Origin of the sequence: Streptomyces sp. NPDC048417, assembly GCF_040651615.1 — a bacterium.
In the GTDB taxonomy this organism is placed as follows: Bacteria; Actinomycetota; Actinomycetes; order Streptomycetales; family Streptomycetaceae; genus Streptomyces.
Genome location: NZ_JBEZKI010000008.1, coordinates 73736 through 91112, shown reverse-complemented (window position 1 = coordinate 91112; position 17377 = coordinate 73736). Strand labels below are relative to the sequence as shown.

The window sequence follows — 17377 nt, the reverse complement described above, 5'->3', positions numbered from 1 at the left end:
CCACACCCGCAGGCCCGCGCTGACCCGGCTGCGGGACGCGGCCCGCGGCCGCAACCTGGCGCTGACGACGGAACAGCTCGACGCCCTCGAGTCGCATCTGCGGGGTCGGTCGGCCGAGCCGGAGGCGCCGGAGCAGGAGCGGCGGCTCGCCGATCTGCTGGATGTGATCCGGCTGGTACGGGACGTGAACCGGTTGGAGCTGGAGTTCGCGCAGCTGCAGGAGTTCGGCGCCGAGCCGACGAGTGCCGAGTTCGGGGAGGCCAGGAACGCCGCGCACGACGCCGTCCTGGCGCTGAGGACGAAGCTGAGCGCGCTGGAGGGCGGTATCGCCAGCCAGGACGGCTGGTACTTCACGATGTACGGCAGGCGCCCCGGGGAGAGCGCGCACGACGTCCACAGCGGGCTGCTGTCCGCGGAGGTCTCCGGGGTCGCCAACCCGCTGACCTATGTGGTCACGCACGGTCACAAGCTGCCGAATCCGTACACCATCACCTCGACGGCGCCGCAGCAGACGGTGGCCACGAACATCCGGAACCTGGCGAGGACTCTGGCCAAGGTCGGGGTGTGGAACGCGCGGGAGAACATCCCCATGCCGGCGGTGACGCTGACCCTGAACGTCATGGAGCCGCCGGCACAGCGGTCCTCGAGGAACCCCCTGGCCAACCGGGCCAGGTCCGCCACCGCCAAGCAGGCCGGGCAGCGGGCCGGGCAGCGGGCCGCCGAGATCCGGGCGGAGCTGGAGCGGGAGCTGGCCCGGGCGCTGACGGAGCAGCAGCTCCCCGACACCCCGAACCCGCTGACCGCGCAGGCGTTCCTGATCCAGGTCGTCACCCGGAGCCGGACCCAGGCCGCGAACGAGCAGCCCAGGGAATGGGAGGTGGTCGTCGAGTCCACCGACCCGCGTTCCTTCCGCACCTCCCTGCTGCCGCCCACCCGGCTCAGCGCCCTGCAGCGGCCCGAACGCCGGCCGCGCAGGGTCCCCACTGTCGAGGGCCCCGGCGAGGGCACGTCCCAGGACGCGTCCAGGACGCAGTCCTGGCGCTCCGGCAGCGTCGCGGGCCCGGACGCCTTCGTACCCGCCACGGGAGACGAGACGACGGCCGGACCGCGCCCGGCCACCGAGCAGCCGCAGTCCCCGTCGGCGCCGGCCTTCTCGCCGTCGTCGGCGGAGGAAGCGGCGGCCTTCGTACGGCAGGTGTTCGGCCCCGACGCGGCCGAACGGCCGGACCACGACGCGCTGCTCGGGGCCGTCGGTGTCGTGGAGCGGCTGGGTGACCGGCCGGTGCCCGCGGCCGTGGACGCGGTGGCGCGGCGCGTGCTGTATCTGGGTACGGACGCCGAAGTGACGCCGGAGCAACGGCGGTCGCTGCTCTCGCTGGCAGCCGAGGCGGCCGACGAGGGACAGACGGGGAGCCTGACAGCGCTCGGTGTCTTCTACCTGGTGCGTCACCAGGACGCGCTGCGGCCCGAGACGCTGCTGCGCACGCCGGACGGCTCGGTGCAGGGCCGCAACTGGACCGGCAGGGCCGGCCGGCCCGCCCTGGACCTGGACACGGTCCGGGTGGTGGACGCGGACGGTTCGGCGGTGGCCGGCTCGGAGCAGGACGCCGGGTGGCGTGGCACGAACCCGTACGTCCTGCTGGCCGCGGGCGACTCCTCGTATCTGGACCTGCCCGCCCGGGACGGCGGCACCCTGGAGGTGCCCTGGCCGGACGTGGCCGAGCTGGTCCGCCAGGACCTGACGGCGGAGTCGGCCAGGTCGGCCCGGCCGGTGGTGCTGGGTGTGCCGTTCGCGGGCGAGGGCGTGCCCGAGGGACCGCGGGCCGTCGCGGACGCCGTCGGCGCGGCCGTCTGGGCTGCGGACGGCCAGGTCAAGCTGGCCCGGACCGGTGACGGCGCCCTGGGACTCGCCCTGGTCCGTCCCGAGGACGCGGGGGAGCGGCTCGGGAACTGGATTCCCAACCCGCCCGGTCTCGGCCGTACCGGCCCGGAAGGCGTGATCCGCACCCTGGACGGCAGGGTGATCCCGGACGGCATGGTGTACTCCGTCACCGAGGTGAGCCTCGACGGACAGCGCTCCACGGGCCGGACGACCGTACCGCCGGAGCAGACGGGCGGCGCGGCCGAGGAGACCGGCCGGGCACTGTCCGAGGCCCGGGGATTCGTCTACGCCCGCCGGACCGGCCCCGGCGAGGACGACTGGGAGGAGAGCGGCCTCCACGAGCTGCCGTGGCCGGCGGACGCCCACCACATCGGCTTCCACGGGATACGGCCGGCCGACGGCCTGGAGGGCCACGCCAAGTTCCAGCTCATGGACGGCACGACCGTCCGCGTGGACGCGCGGGAGACCGGGGCGTACTTCGGCCGCCGCGGCAGCGTGCGGGCGTTGCCGGCCCAGCGGCCGGTGGTCGTGAACGCCTGCTACATCGCGGCCGAGCCGCTCGGCGACCGGCTGGCCGTGCCGCGTGCCGGACAGACCATGGCGAACGCGATGGGCCGCACGCTGTGGTCCGCCGACGAGCGGACCCGCTTCGGCACCGGCGGCGGCCGCCCGCCGCGCTTCCTGCTGTACGCCGAGGACGTCCACGACCCGAGCACCTCCTGGACGCACTTCCGCCCGGAGCCCGGTGCGGCGGAACTGGCCGCGCTGGGCCGTCGCCTCGGCGCCACGGGTACGGCCGGGGACGACGAACTCGCGACACGGGTGCTCCGCTGGGTGCGGGCCCTGCGCGAGGTGTACGGGGCCGCTGTCGGCGATGACGAGAACACCTATATGGAGCGGCTGCGCGGGCTCGCCGCGCTCGACGAGATGCGCGCCGCCGACGGCGTCACCGGGCCGCTCACCTGGAGCGAGCTGACAGCTCTCGTCGACAACCACCGCGCCGGACGCGGCTCGTCGGACCGGGCGTTCGCCGACCGGCTCGACGACCTGCTGACGGCGGCCCGCACGCACGCCGCGATCGGCACCGGAACCGGGCTCGCCTCGCTCACCGGCACGACAGCCGTCGCCACGGCCACCTGGACGGATGAGACCGCCGAGAAACGCGCGGCGAGCCTGGAACAGCGCGCGCTCGCGTCCGGCATGGACCCGGCGGAGGCCCGGTCCTGGCGACAGACGTTCACCCAGGTTCTGACGACCGGCGACCAGGGCGCCCTCTTCCAGGCCAACCTGGAGTTCGGTGCGGCCCTGCAGTCCCTGGACGCCATGGACGGGACCGAGCTCGGTGCCGCCGCCCCCGAACAGCCCGTCCCGGCCGCCGCCTCGACGTTCCTGGTGCCGCTGCCGGACACGGTGGAAGTCGTGGTGACCGACCCCGCGCTGGAGGAGCGGTACCGGCTCGACCCGCTGGTCCTGGCGTTCGGCGAGGGCGAGACGGCACTCGACGCCGATGCCAGGAGGGTGCTCTTCGACTACGCGACCAAGCTGGCCCAGGACGCCCGCGCCCACCACGGCGAGCGGCACACGGCCGGGCACGGCCCGATCGAGATCCTGGTCCTGGTCGGCTCGGAGACCGCGGCGGACCTGCCCGTCGCGGAGCAGCGGATCGCGGAGGTCCACGAGATCCTCAGCTCCGTCACCGCCGTGGAACTCGGCAGCGTCTTCTGGGGCCTGGAAGCGGTGCCCATGGCGGAGGCCCTGGACATCACCCCCGTGCTGTTCCAGCCGGACGGTACGGCCGTGGTGCCGGCCCTGGCCGACCCGGCCGACCCCGCCGCCGGTCGCCGTCGGTCCGCGGCGCGCGCGACGGCCCGGCCGTCGCGGGTGCGCCGGGTCTCCTCGGGGCGGGGACTGGAGAGCGAGGTACCCGCGGAGGTCGTCAGCCGGACGCTGGGGGCCGTGCGCGTCCCGAACGTGTCCCCGCTGACGGTGGAGCGGATCTACGGGATAGCGGAGGAGAACCAGGAGAAGTTCCAGGAGGTCGCCGACAAGCGCGGGCTGATCATCGACGTCCGCGGCACCAACCCGGCCTCGGTGCGCCATCTGCGCGAGGGCGCGCTGCCGAAGCCGACGGAGATCAAGGCCAAGACGATCGACGAACGGGACGTCCCGCTGGGCGCGCGGCGTGAACACATCGGTCTGGTCGGCTTCTTCTCCCCGGTACTGCCGGACCGCGACTCCGCGCCCGAGTACCAGGACGACGCCTACTGGTCCGCGATCGGGCAGCGCCATGCCCAGCGCGCGGAGGAGTTCGCCCAACTGGCCACGGGCATGCGGGAGCTGACCGACTCGGGCCGGTTCCAGGTGCTGGGCGAACGAGTCCAGCAACGGGACGAGGACGGTACCTGGCGGAACATCACCGGCGACCACGACCTGTACGACGTCCAGGAGCCCGACGGCAGCCGCCCGGATCCGCGGCGCCACCGGATCGCGGTCACCGTGATGATGGGCAACAGGATGGCCGTACAGCACCCGGACCACATGCACTGGGTGCCGGCCGACGCCTTCGAAGAAATGATCTTCGCCGCGGTCGTCAAGGGACATGCGCGGCAGCACGGCGGCCAGCCCGTGGTCCGCTTCGTGCCCGGTCTGAAGCGGCCCGTCCTCGTCTACCCGGACGAGATCTCCCAGTCGGACTACGGCACACTGTTCGGCAATCCGCGCCGCGCCACCGGGACGCCCAGGAGCGACTCCTGGATCGGCATGGCGAACGAGGAGGAACAGCCGCCCGGGACACGGACGCCGAGCACGGCACCGCCGGTCCTGACGATGCTGGCCGGCGCCGGTGAAAAGGTCCGCTGGCTCGGCGACACCGAACCGCAGGCACAGGAGTCGGCCCGCGCGGCGCTCACCGGTGACGGCGCGCTCGCGGACGACGGCTCGCTCACCCTGGCGCTGCGGCCCGGCGCCGATGGGGCTGCGGCCGACCAGGACGGGTGGCCGCTGCTTCCGGAAGAGGTCGCCAAGGAACTCGTCCTGCTCTACGCGGACGGGGCCTGGGACCCCAGGAACCCGGCCACCCCGCTGCGCTGGCTGGCGTTCGGCGGGACCGGCTCGGTCAGCCCCCACTTCGTCGCCCAGGTGATGCGTCACCTGTGGGACAGCGGACTGTTCGGCGCGCAGGCGGTCTACGGTGATCCCACCGCCGAGCGCTGGACGAAGCTGAGCCATCCGGGAGATGACGCCCTGCTCCCCGTCGTCGAACGCCTCGGCGTCTACCGGCCGACCGGGCACAGGCCGCCCGAGGCCGGCGCGTCAGAGGACCCCGCGCACGCCGGACCTGGCGCTGCTGAGGCCCTTGATGTCGTGGAGCTCTCGGAGGTCGCGCGCCGGGTACGCGCGGCGGCGCAGGAGGAGGGCGGGGCGGCTCTGGAGTGCGCGCCGCTGCTGATCTCCTTCCGTGACGCGCTGTACCCCGGCGGCGTGCGCCCGGCCGGGACCGTGGACGACTCGGTGCTCGGGCCGCGCCCGGCCCAGGCCGAGACCGAGGCGACGCTGGCGCTGGGCCCCGGCTGGCAGCCGCTGGGCGCATGGGACGAGGCACTGACGGCGGTCCGGAACCAGGGACCGGGCTCGACCGCCCTGATCCTGGCCCGGCGTCCGGGTGATCAGCCGGGGCACGCCTGGGCGGCCTACCAGCCGCGCCCGGCGGCCGGTGAGGAGGAGGCGGAGCCGGTCTGGGTGGAGCTCCAGGCGGCCGACGATGAGTGGCTGTCGACGACGCCGGGGCTGTCCGCGAGCGATGCGCGGATGGTGGTGATCGACGCGTCGGGCCGTGTCGTGGGCGAGCCGCTGCCACGGTTCACCCAGTCCTCGTCCACCGCGCACAGCATCGTGGACATGGCGGTGGACAGGCCCGCGTACCGAGCGCTGGGCCTGGAGATCGAGGACCCGCACATTCTCATGCCGGCAGCCGGGCTGCCCCGGATCGAGAAGGATACGGTGCTGGCCACTGGGCCCGGCATCAGCGTGGTCCTGAGCGCCCAGGCCTTTCATGAGGGAGCCGACGGCGGTTGGTACCCGGGGGCCGGGCGGCCGACCGCCGATGCGCCGAAGCCCCATGTGAGGGTCCTCAACATCGCGGAGTTCCTGGTCCTTCCGATGAAGCAGCATCCGGAAGAGGAACACCAGAGCGTGAGTACCGGCCTGGCGTCGCTGCGGGCGGGCCGGCGGGCGCTGCGCGCGACCGACGCGACGGGGACATCGCAGAACTTCGGGGACTTGCTGGATGTGCTGGAGGGCTGGCAGGTCACCGACGCGGGCCGTGCGTTCACGGTCTTCCCCGTCGCCGCGGGAGCGGACTATCCGCCCTATGCCCAGTTCACGCTGGGGGTTCCGACCATTGGCCTGAGGACGACCCAGGACACGGCGTTGCGAAGGCTCGCCTTCCGGCCCATCGAGCCGTTCGCTTCCGCGGGTCGGCGTTTCGGGCGGGAGCTCACCGCCCAGTTCGTCCGGGACACGACCGGTGCGGATGTGACGATGAGTCATGTTCCGTTCCTGTCGGTGATTCCGGACATCGACGAGGTGTGGGGATACGGCTGGCTCGTCTTCGACCATGTCGGCGCCAATCCACTGCAAGGCACCTTTACGCAGGACATACTGGTCAAGAACCTGCCGGTGGCCACGTCCAGGACGATGTTCGCCGGTACGGAGGAGCTGCCGGGCATCCTGGATGGTCTCCGGCCGCGGACACGCGCGTTCCTCGACGCCCGGTTCGACGCCATCCGGCACACCTTCGACAACGTCATGAGGGCGTTGCTGGCCTTCTACCAGCGAGCTGACGGCCAAGAGGCGAAGGACACCAGGGGGCGCCTGGACGCGGATCACCTGACACTCGCGTTGCGCGGGCTGCCGCCAGAGGACCACCCGTGGTACACGGAAGCCAGGGAATGGCTCGAAGGGCTCGACGAGGACGCACCCCAACGCCGGCTTCCGCTCGACGCACTGGTCGCGGAGTACATCCACGTCAGGACCACGGGTATGACGGGCTACCCGCAGCTGGACACCGATCAGGGGAGGCTCGCGGTCGCCCTGGTGCTCCTGGAACTGCGGCACCTGGGATTCTCCGGCCGGCGCATGAGCGAGGAGGAGATCGAGCGGGCCATTGCGGAACTGGAGGGCGTGGGGCTGGCCGCATACCAGCGGTCCGTGCAGTTCGCGGAGCCCCTTTCCGACGCCCATCTGCGGGGGGCCGTCCGGCAGATCGTGAACCACCCCGTGGTGCGTGCCTTCGGGCCCTTCCTGACGCTGGCCACCCGTCGTCTGCCGACGTCCGACGGCAGCGCCCGGGCGCCGCTGACCGAGTTCGACGCCCAGGCCGTCGCCGAGACACTGGGCAAGTTCACGCTCGGAACGCCGCTCAGCACGGCGTCGTACGAGCGGCTGCGGATGCTGGTGCGAGCCGTGTCGGCCGCCGTGCGAGTGCAAGCTCCGCACCCCGGTGCGCTCGGCGACCAGGACCGTGCGCAGGCGCTCGGTGTCATCCATGAGACCGTGTCCGTCCTTCCCCTGCTGGACCCCGGTGCAGGACCGGGCGCGGACCGGCAGCCGTCGGGGGCGTCCGGTCTGGTCCTCCATTCCGGCAACTCGACGACGATGCCCGCGACCGGTTCCACCGCCATGCCGGTCGACGAGGACGCCATGTCGATCGACGGAGCGGACGGCGACGGAGCGGACGAGGAGAACGCGGACCTCTACCGCGAACAGTTGGCGGTCGCGTTCGGCGCGGACGCGGAGTCCTCCCGTGCCGATTACCGGGAACTGACCGAGGTCGTACGGCGGCTTGACGCGCTGCGTGCGGCGGATCCGGAGCCGGGCCGGGGTGCGTTCGACGTGGCGGCGGTGGCCCGGAGGGTGCTGGGCCTCGCGTCCGACACGGCGGTGGACAGCGCCGGGTACGAAGCACTCTTCGCGCTGGCCCAGGATCCGGCGGCCGCGCAGGCGGTCAGCCTGGACACGCTGGCCGCGATCCACCTCAGGAACCAGGGCGTCTTCGACAGCCGGTTCGCTCTGAACGCCACGGACGGCACGGGGGCGTACGGGTGGAGCTGGGGCCCGGAGACGGTGTCGGATCTGGACCCGGGCCGCACCGGTGTCCAGGTCCTGAACGCGGACGGCTCCAGGCAGAAGCCCCACGTCGGCACCGCACCATGGCCGTCCGCCGTCGGGGGCCGTCGGCCGTACGTCGTGATCGCCCCCGGCGGGCAGGACCATGTCGTGGTGCGGGGCCGCGACGATGTGGCGCGTACCGTTTCCGCCGCGGTCTTCGTCGAACTGCTGGCGCTGGACCAGGTTCTGGCCGGCACACCGAAGGACGTCCCGATCGTTCTGGTCGTCGACCGTGCGGCCGACGGCTATGTGGTCATGCCGCGCCACCTGGCACACCGTCACCGGCGGGACGTCTACGCCCCCAGCGGAGTCCCGGTCGTGATCGCGCCGGACGCCTCCTCGGGGGAGACCCGGCACACCATCGCCATCGTCCATATCCCGGACGCCCACCTCGGTGGCTGGATCCTCAGCAGTCTGCGCGCGGGGGACCGCCCCGCGGAGAGCGTGTCGGACCAGGACCGCCGGGTTTCCACAATCCCCGTCGTGGACAACCGGGGGCGGTCCATGGGGCGCGCGGTGCTCCCGTCCGAGGAATTCACCTGGATGCGGGAGTGGCACTACGGCAGGCTCGGCCAGCTCACGACCTACATGCCCCAGAACCCGGCCACGGGAGAGTACGGGCCCGCGCGGCCCATGCCGGCCCCGGGTCCACTGGACGCGGCGTACCACTACGCGGGGCACGGACTGCCGGGCCACGTGCTGATCCCGCTGGAGAACGGAGGCATCGAGTACAAGTCCGGCGAGGAGCACGCGGCGTGGCTCGCTCGCCGGCAGAGCTGGCAGGACCTGCGGGAGCGCCGCCCGGACGCCTGGCTCAACGACATCATCTGCTACGCCGCGGCGCCCGGCGGGCTCCTCGGGATGGGAAACCTGGGAGCCCCCCTCCCGTTCGTCGCCGATGTGCTGCGGCCGGCGGTACGCCCGGTGGGCCAGAAGGACGCCAACCGGCTCGGGGTGAAGGTCCGGGGCCATCAACGGACCATGGGCATCACGCACTTCGTCCGAGGCGGCGTGACGGAAATGGCCTACGTCGCGGTGACCGACATCCACGGCCGGGGCGCGGAGCCCGAGGCGTGGGTGATCCACGAGCCCGAGCCGTTCGGGGACGAGCTGGACACGGTGGCGCGGGCCGCCCGGCTGCACGACGGCGACGGCCCGGCCCCCGCGGAGGTGCGCGAGACGGCCCGGCGGCTGGTGTACGCGCTGCGGCAGATCTTCGGCCATGGCATCGGGCACGCGGACGACTACGACGAACTCCTGCAGGGCATCGGCGCGCTGGAGCGGATGCGGCAGGCCGACCCCTCGCTGGCTCCCTTCGGTCCGTTCCACATGGGCTTGTTCGAGCGCGTCGCCCGCGCGGAGCGGGAACGGCTCGACGACGACTCGATGTCCGACGGATCCGACGCCGGTTCGGACGCCGATGAGACAGCCGGCTATCACGGTGTGCTGGACACCGACGACTACCGGAACGCATTGGAGTGGGCCGCCGAAGAGGTGAACGATCCGGACGGCGTGCCCTGGCTCACCCGTCACCCCAAGCTCGGCCGCCTCAGGTCGACAGCCGAGGAACTGCGTGACGACCACGGCCAGGACGGGTTCGTGTCGTACACGGCCACGGTCCTGCGCCTGCCCCAGCCCGCCCCGTCGGTCGGCGAGGACCAGCGTTCCGACGTGTTCTGGGCGACCGTCAAGGGCGCCGAGTGGCAGGCCGAGGTCGTCGACCTCGATGCCGCTGCCCGGCGGGTACTGCACCTGCCGGACGACCACCATCCCACCGAGAACGACCTGGACGCCCTGCGGACGCTGGCCGTCCAGGCCGCCGCTGCCGGGCGCGACATCCTCGACCTCACCCAGCTGGCGGCCTTCCACCTGGAGACGCTGGGGGCCTATGGCCCGCAGACGCTCATCGCCAATGCCGACGGCTCCCGGAGCATGGGCCGCGACTACGCGGGCGGGCCACGCCTGCACCTGGACACCGATGTGGTCCGGGGGCACACCGACCTGCCGGGCGGCGGGAACCTCCAGGACACCGGCGTGTACGACGCGCCCTGGAAGCAGCCCGGCGCCAGGCCACCGCTCGTCCTGAACATCCTCGGCTCGTGGCAGCCCGGACATGTCACCGGGTACTTCGGCGACGGCATCCGGCGGACGGTGCCCCACGCCGAGGTCGCGGCCCTGGTGTCGCACGATCCCCTGTTCGTCAAAGAGGATCTGGGCAGGGACGTCGTACTCGTCGTCCCCGGCCTGGCAGCGGCGCCCGACCTGCGGGCCGCGGTGACCGAAGCCACCGGCCGCAAGAGCTGGGCCTTCGACGGCCTCCTCACTTACGTGGTCCGCGGGCAGGGGACCACTGTGCTCGGCACGGTGCGGCCCGAACTGCCCGAACAGGCACCGCAGTCACCGCCCGAGGGGCTGTGGCGGTCCACCCTCCCCAGGGACGTGCTGCCGTCACTGGCCGGCGGCTCCGCCCCGCAGGGCCAGGTGACCGGCACGGTCTACTCACAGGGTCCCGAGTCGGAGATGCCGGTGGACGACACCGTCCTCCCCGTCCCACCCCATGCGGAGGCCGAGCAGGCACCGGACGCGACGCCGGCTTCCGCGGCGCCGGACCGGTCGAGGGCGACCGACCCGGATCCGGCCGGGGAGCCGCTCGACCTCACCGCCGGCGAAGCACCGCCCAACCTCAGCGCGGTGCACGGACGGTACGAGCCCGGGTCGTCCTCCGCCGTCATCGACGGCGAGGCGCGGGATGCCGCGGGGACGGCACGGTGGATCCGCGACAACACCGAGTGGGAGCCCGGGGAGCCGGCCGCGCTGCTGCTGCCCGGCGCCGGGGCACCGGGGACGACCGGGGCGGCGCCGTTCGCCGACCAGGTCGCGGCACACCTGGAGGCGCCGGTCCTCGCGACGGCCGGCGAGTTGGACGATGTCCTGGCATGGACGGTCTTCGCACCCGCTGCTGTCGAGCCGTCCACCGCCCAAGAGCCGGTCGGCGCCGGTGCGTTGCCCGCCGTGGGCGATCAGGTGTCCAAGGCGGAGGAGCACCGCCCCGGCACCGTGGCCGGGCCGGAGGGCGGGGCCGTTCTGCCCGTTCCCACGATCCGTGTCACCCCGCCGTCACCCGTCCTGGACGCGCAGCCGGAGCCGGTGCGGCAGCCGAGGAAGGACAAGCAGCCGAAGAACGCGGCCGCCTTCGAGGCGCCCTGGTATCTGGAGCGGCGGGCGCTCGGTCAGGCCGCCGTGGCCGCCGTGAAGCCGTGGGAGGACGACGGCGGGCGCGAGGTCGCCGCCCGGCAGGTCGCCGACGCGGTACGGGCGGAGGGGGACAGCCCGGAGCTGGGACGGGGCATCGAACGTGCCGTACGGGAGCTCCTGCTGAACCCGTCCGAGCACGACTGGGAGCGGCTGCTGCGCAATGGCCGCACGCTGGTGGTGGACGGCCGGCTGGTCTGGCTGCGGCCGGTGCCGGCCGGGGTCGTACCGGGCACGCAACCGCCGAAGGGCGAAGTACGGGTCTACGGGGACGCGTTCGCGTCCACCACGACCGGTGGACAGACGGAGCACGAGGTCACCCGGGGTCTGGACGCCATGATGCTCTCCGTCCTGACGCTGGGTGCCCAGGCCGCGTCGGCGGTGCTGCCGGGCCTGCCCAGGCTCGAGGCGAAGACCGCCAACTCCTGGGCCGAGTCCTGGAAGCGGACCCTCACCGCGGGCCGCAAGCTGCTGGTGAAGAAGTACACCCGCTTCGACAGCGGGGTGAAGGTGCTGGTCTTCGTCGACGGCGTCGAGCGCCCGCACGGCGCGGTGGCCCCCGACCGCCTCGCCCTCGACCTCCCGAAGCAGTTCTCCGCCGAGGGCGGCCCGCGCCCGGACACCGAGGCGCCCCTCGTCGGCGGTGGGACTCGTACCCGGCGGTCGTCCGCGGCCCGCGAGGTGCTGAACGCGATCGACCTGATCCCGGTCGTCGCCTCGCTGCAACGACGGCTGCTCGCCGCCGGGTTGCCCGCCACGGCCGTCGAGGCGATCACGAAAGAGGTACTCGAAGTACTGAACGAGCAGTCGGCGCGCAACCGCAGCCGCACGCTCGGCAGCAACGGCGTCGTCTCCAAGAAGGTGCAGGTCCCGCTCCGGCGCAACTCCGCCGGGCTGACGGAGTGGTTCGAGGGCCACTTCGTCATCAGCGCCTCGATCGACCGGGTCCAGTACCTCGGTGACACCAAGGCGAAGACCCGTGAGGACACCGGCACCGTCACCTCCGTGGGGCAGGGCAGGCAGGCCGTCAGCAAGGCGGCGACCGGCTTCGGCGTCGACGTGGTGGGTCTGCACCACCCGGACTCCGGCCACTCCGGCGGAGCGGCCGCGGGCACCCCGCACGCCCAGGGCGGCCGGGTCACGGGTGCCGCGCCGGGGCTCGGCGTCACCTTCGGCTATGAGCGCGACACCGGACACAGCCTGACCGGGCAGACGGGCAGCCGCACCCGGCTGGAACTCAAGGGCCAGGTGAGCCGCTATCTGGCGAGCCAGCGGATCACGGTGGAGATCCGCTGGCCGGGGCACACCGTCCAACCGGTGCGAGAGGTCGTCGACAGCGAGGTCGCCGTGCCGCGCGAGGACGCCCCGGGCTTCGAACGGCGGTTGCTGGGCCGGGTGCACACCCCGGCGCTGCGCCAGACCGCCCGGCCCGAGGACGGACCGGTGGCGGCCCGGCCGTATGTGCGGGCACTGCTGCGGGAGGCCGCGCTCACGCTGCCCGAGTCCGCGTACCGGCGTCCCGCCCACCTCGACGACCCGCTGCCCGCGCCGCATCCGCGGGAGCCGCTGGCCCTGGCAGCGCGGCGCGGACTGGGCTTCGGCAAGCAGGTGTCGCTGCCCGGCGCGGAACTCGTCCACGACCAACTGCGCGCCAAACTGGTGGAACTGCACACCGCCGCCACGCGCGGCAGGAAGACCGACTGGTCGAAGACCGACCTCGATCTGTCCGTCTGGTACGGCAGGCCCGCGCTGGAGAACGACCTGACCCAGGCCATGTACGGCGTGGAGCACACCGTGCGGGTCGGCGGGCGTGAGTACCAGCTCTTCGCCCAGGCGCACCTGCGTGAACGGGGCAGTGACACGCCCACGACGTACCCGATGAAGGTCGACTCCCGGGCCCAGGAGTCCGCGCAGGTGGCAGGCCACCGCGGCGGACGCTGGACGGCGAAGGCGGGCGCGGGGGCCGGAGCCCGGTTCGACGTCGAGGACTGGGTGCGCTTCCAACTCGGCCACTTCGGTGCCGACGCCCGCTACGAACAGGGCGGCGGTCATGAGTTCGACGGCACGGTCAAGTCGTTCCGGCGTGCCGTCACCAAGGGCGAGGTGGACGAGCACCTCTACGACGTCGTCTACGAACTGGCGGTGCGCCCCGTCGCCGGCGGCCGTACGCACCGCTGGTGGATCGACCGGCCGGCCCCCAAGGACTCGGACGCCTGGTGGATCAGGCAGCCGAGCGACACCGCCGCGAGGATCGTGGTCCCGCACGAGTTCGTGCCCGCACAGCCCCTTGACGCGGAGACCCTCGAACTGGCCGGACGGGCCGAGGAGTTGCTCTTCTGGCCGGACGACGAACACGTCGACTTCGCGCACGGCGGCACCTCCGGCGTCTTCCCCGCCTTCTTCGCCCTGCCCGAACTGGCACGGATGACCGCGGGGATGTACGCACGGGCCAACGGCCTGCCCGAGAGCCGGCTCGACGACCGGTTCAACTGGCCCGGCGAGATCAAGGACCTGGCCTCGCCGGCCGAACTCGCCGCGCACTTCGCCGCCGAGACCGGCACGTCCGGCCGTCTGGTCGCGCTGCCCGACGGCAAGGACGGCTGGAAGCAGGTCGTACGGCTGCGGGTGCGCGGTTACCGGCCGCGGCACCAGTCGCCCGTCGACAGCGCCGAGCTGGCGCAGTACATGCAGGGGGACAGCGGCCTGAAGCGGAGCAAGGAACACGGCTGGCGCGGTGGTCCCGAGGGCTCGCTGGGCCCGCAGTTCCATGTCGGTCACGGCTTCGCCAGCAGGGGTGCCCAGCCGACGCCGGAGGCCGGGGCGGAACACGGCAAGGGCGACAAGCCGTTCGTCACCGCGGGCTTCCACATCCATGGCAGCGCCCGCCCGGAGCGCAAGCATCGCAAGGGCCTCCAGCGGTCGCAGATGGACATCGCCCAGGCCGTCTACAGCGGCGCCTCGCACGGTTTCCGGATGGATCCCGTCTTCGAGGTCACCCTGCTCCGCTGGAAGGGCGACAAGACCAGTAGCAGCACCCGCTATCTGCGGGTCCGGGACGCCCTGGACACCCAGGTTCCCGAGCGGCTGGTCGCCGACCTCGGTCTGGCCGAACTGGCGGGCCTCGCGCCGCAGGCGGCCCCGAGCGACGGCGCGGAACACCACGTCCACCCGGCGCTGCTGCCCGGCACCGGCTACGCGGAGCGGATGCACGCCGACGACGTCCTGGACCGGATCAAGAACCGGCTGCGGGCCCGCGGAATCCTGCGCACCGGAGACGACCAGGACGCCGAGCGGCCGAATCTGCTGCTGCGCGAACTGGTGGCGTCCTACTCCGGCGAGGCGCTGCGCAACCAGTACCGGCCGTTGACCGGCGGCACCGGCGTGATCCGCTGGCTCCCGCTGCCGCGCGCCTTCGGCGCCACCCAGTACCTGTGGATCAGGGTCACCGCCCAGCCCGGCCAGGCCGTCTCCGACCGGCCCCGGCCGGATGTGAAGCTGACCGTGCGCTCACAGACGCAGGACGAGGAGAGTGCGGCAGTCACCCGGGGCTCCCGCTACGGCGGCGGGGTCGAGGGCCATGCCGTCGGCGGCGACCAGCACGGTGGCGGCGGCCTGGAAGGCGGCGTCGGCTACCAGGGCGGCGGGCACCGCACGACCGACAAGGCCGAGCGGTATCTCGACATCTACCGGGCCGCCCCCGAGGACGCCTCGCACGAGTTCGAGTACCCGCTGACCTTCACCCTGGAGATGGGCGTCAGCACCGAACCGCCCGAGATCCTCGACGTTCCGCTGCGCGGAGCGAAGGCGGCGGTGCTGGGCGCGGGGCGGGCCGTCCGGCAGGGCAGGAAGGCGGCCGAGCTGTGGCACTCGCGCCGTCCCTTCGTCTGGACCCATGAAGAGAAGACGACCGGCTACGTACGCGCCTTGGTCCCCGCCGGCCTGGTCTGGGACGGTCCCGCCCCCGACCTCACCCCGGTCCACGGCACCGGAGCCGCCTGGTACCCGGCACCGCAGGCGTCGCAGGTCCATGCCGCCAGGGAGCAGAGCCCGTACGACATCCTCGCCCAGGCACTGCACCCATGGGCGCTGCCCGGAGCCGCTGCCGTGGCCCGCTGGGCGGCGACCTCGGGGTCCCCCTTCCGGCCGCCGAAGGACCTCTCGGCGCCCGGCGCCTGGCAGGTGCCCGGCCTCGACTTCAGCCACCCCACCGGAATGCGGTACCAGCACTTCACCGGCGCCGACATGCTGCTGTCCAACATCGGTGACCTGCTGGACCACGCCTACCAGGTGCCGGTGGGCGGCGACCGACTGATCAGCCGCGGCCCCGGGGAAGGACCACTGCCGGTCGGTGACCGCACCGTGCTGGTCGGCATGAACATCCTCAAGGCCGAGGCGATCGGGCCGAAGGACGGGTCCCGCTTCAAGGCGCGCCACTACACGCAGGACGACGAGGAGGCCAAGGAGGAGGTCAAGCGCGGCGGCGGCCTGGTGTGGAGCCTCGGGCCCCAGGCCGGCGGCACCGACGGCGAGGACGTGGCGTTCCTGGCACTCATGCCGTACGAGCATGAGGTCGACGACTCCGTCGAGGAGTCGGGGCGGCTGGACGAGACCGAGGTGAACAACCGGACCGGCACCCGCCGCTATCGGCAGTACCGCTTCGAGGTGGAGTTCCAGTTCCAGGGCCCGCGCGGTGTCCTGCGGGTGATCGCGCCCGGCGGTCTGTACGGCATGCTCCCGCTGGAGAAGGAGCCGGACGCAGGCGGCCGGTACGCGGTGGCGGACGGCTTGGAGGCCCTGCTGCCCGACGTGTTCGGCGAGCCGGGTCCGGCCGCCTCGCGGCCGGACGGGCAGGGGGAGGAGCCGACGCCGACGCCCGACTCGGTCACAGACGCGGGGCACTCGGTCACAGACGCGGGGCACTCGGCCACGGACGCGGGGCACTCGGCCACGGACGCGGGGCACTCGGCCACGGACGCGGGGCACTCGGCCACGGACGCGGGGCACTCGGCCACGGACGCGGGGCGGGCGCCGGAGCCGGCCCGGGACGCGCCCGCCGCGCCGTCGCAGGAGAGCGGCACGGCAGAGCCCCGGCCGGCGGGTGAGCCGTTGATCCACACCGCCCCCGGCGCGGTGGACGGTGTCAGGGCGTCGGTGGACGTCCCGGCCGTGGCCATCGTCGAGGGGCCGATGCCGAATGCCGCTGTGGCGGCGCACGCGGCCGACATCATTCCGCCGCCGCTGCTCTCCCCGGGACGGCACTTCTTCGTCGCGGACGACGGTCGTCCCGAAGCGGTCCTCGCCGAAGGCCTGGTGCCCGCCGGCACCGGCCTGGACCTCGTCGCCTACGCCCAGATGGGGGACCGGGACACCGCCGGCCACGGCTTCGTGGTCGCCGGCGCCTCGCGTGCGGCGGCGGCGCAGCGGCTGGGCGCGGGTCATGTCTGGGAGGTCGACGCACCCGCCGGGATCGACGTCGCCGGAACGCTCGGCGCGTTCGGGATCTCCTACCCGGCGGCCGGAGCGGCCGAGGCCGCCTTCGCGGGTGGCATCGCGTCCCGCTACCTCAAGGGCGCCTGGACGATCGTCCCCGGCACGGGCAACGAGGAGAACACCCTCGGCGAGTGGCTGCCCAACCCGCACTACCGGCCCTACGACGACGGATCGGACGTAACGCATGCGCCCGCGCACCCCGCCGGGCCCGCACTCCGGCTGCCGATCGAGCCGGTGCTCGACAAGCGGGTGTTCAGGGTGGAGGACGCGGTGTCGGCGGCCGAGCTACGGGATCTGCACGAGTCGCTCGCCGCAGGTGACACGGCGACGGGTGAACGGGCCGCGCCCGCACTGGGGGCCAGGCTGACCGAGCACATCAGGGCGGAGCTGGCGCGGCAGGCACTGGCGGTCGGTCATGTCGATCTGCATCTGACCATGCAGGACGGCGCCAGTTCCCTGGCGGGCATGGCGCTGGCCCGAGTCGTCGCCAACACCTTGAACCGCCGCGCCATGCTCACCATCGGCACCCTGCACCAGCCGTTCGACATCTGCCCGTCGACCCGTCGCGGTGACACGGAGAGGTGA

General features: G+C 73.1%; 1 protein-coding gene (only partly in view). It reads left to right on the top strand.

Annotation, left to right across the window (positions count from 1 at the left end; translation table 11 throughout):
* Nucleotides 1–17377 carry the 3' end of a lonely Cys domain-containing protein gene (locus AB0D59_RS14535; protein ID WP_362564754.1) on the top strand. Its footprint begins 21908 nt before the window's first position, so 17377 of the gene's 39285 nt are visible here — the last part of the coding sequence; the start codon falls outside the window, past its left edge; it ends in the stop codon at nt 17375–17377.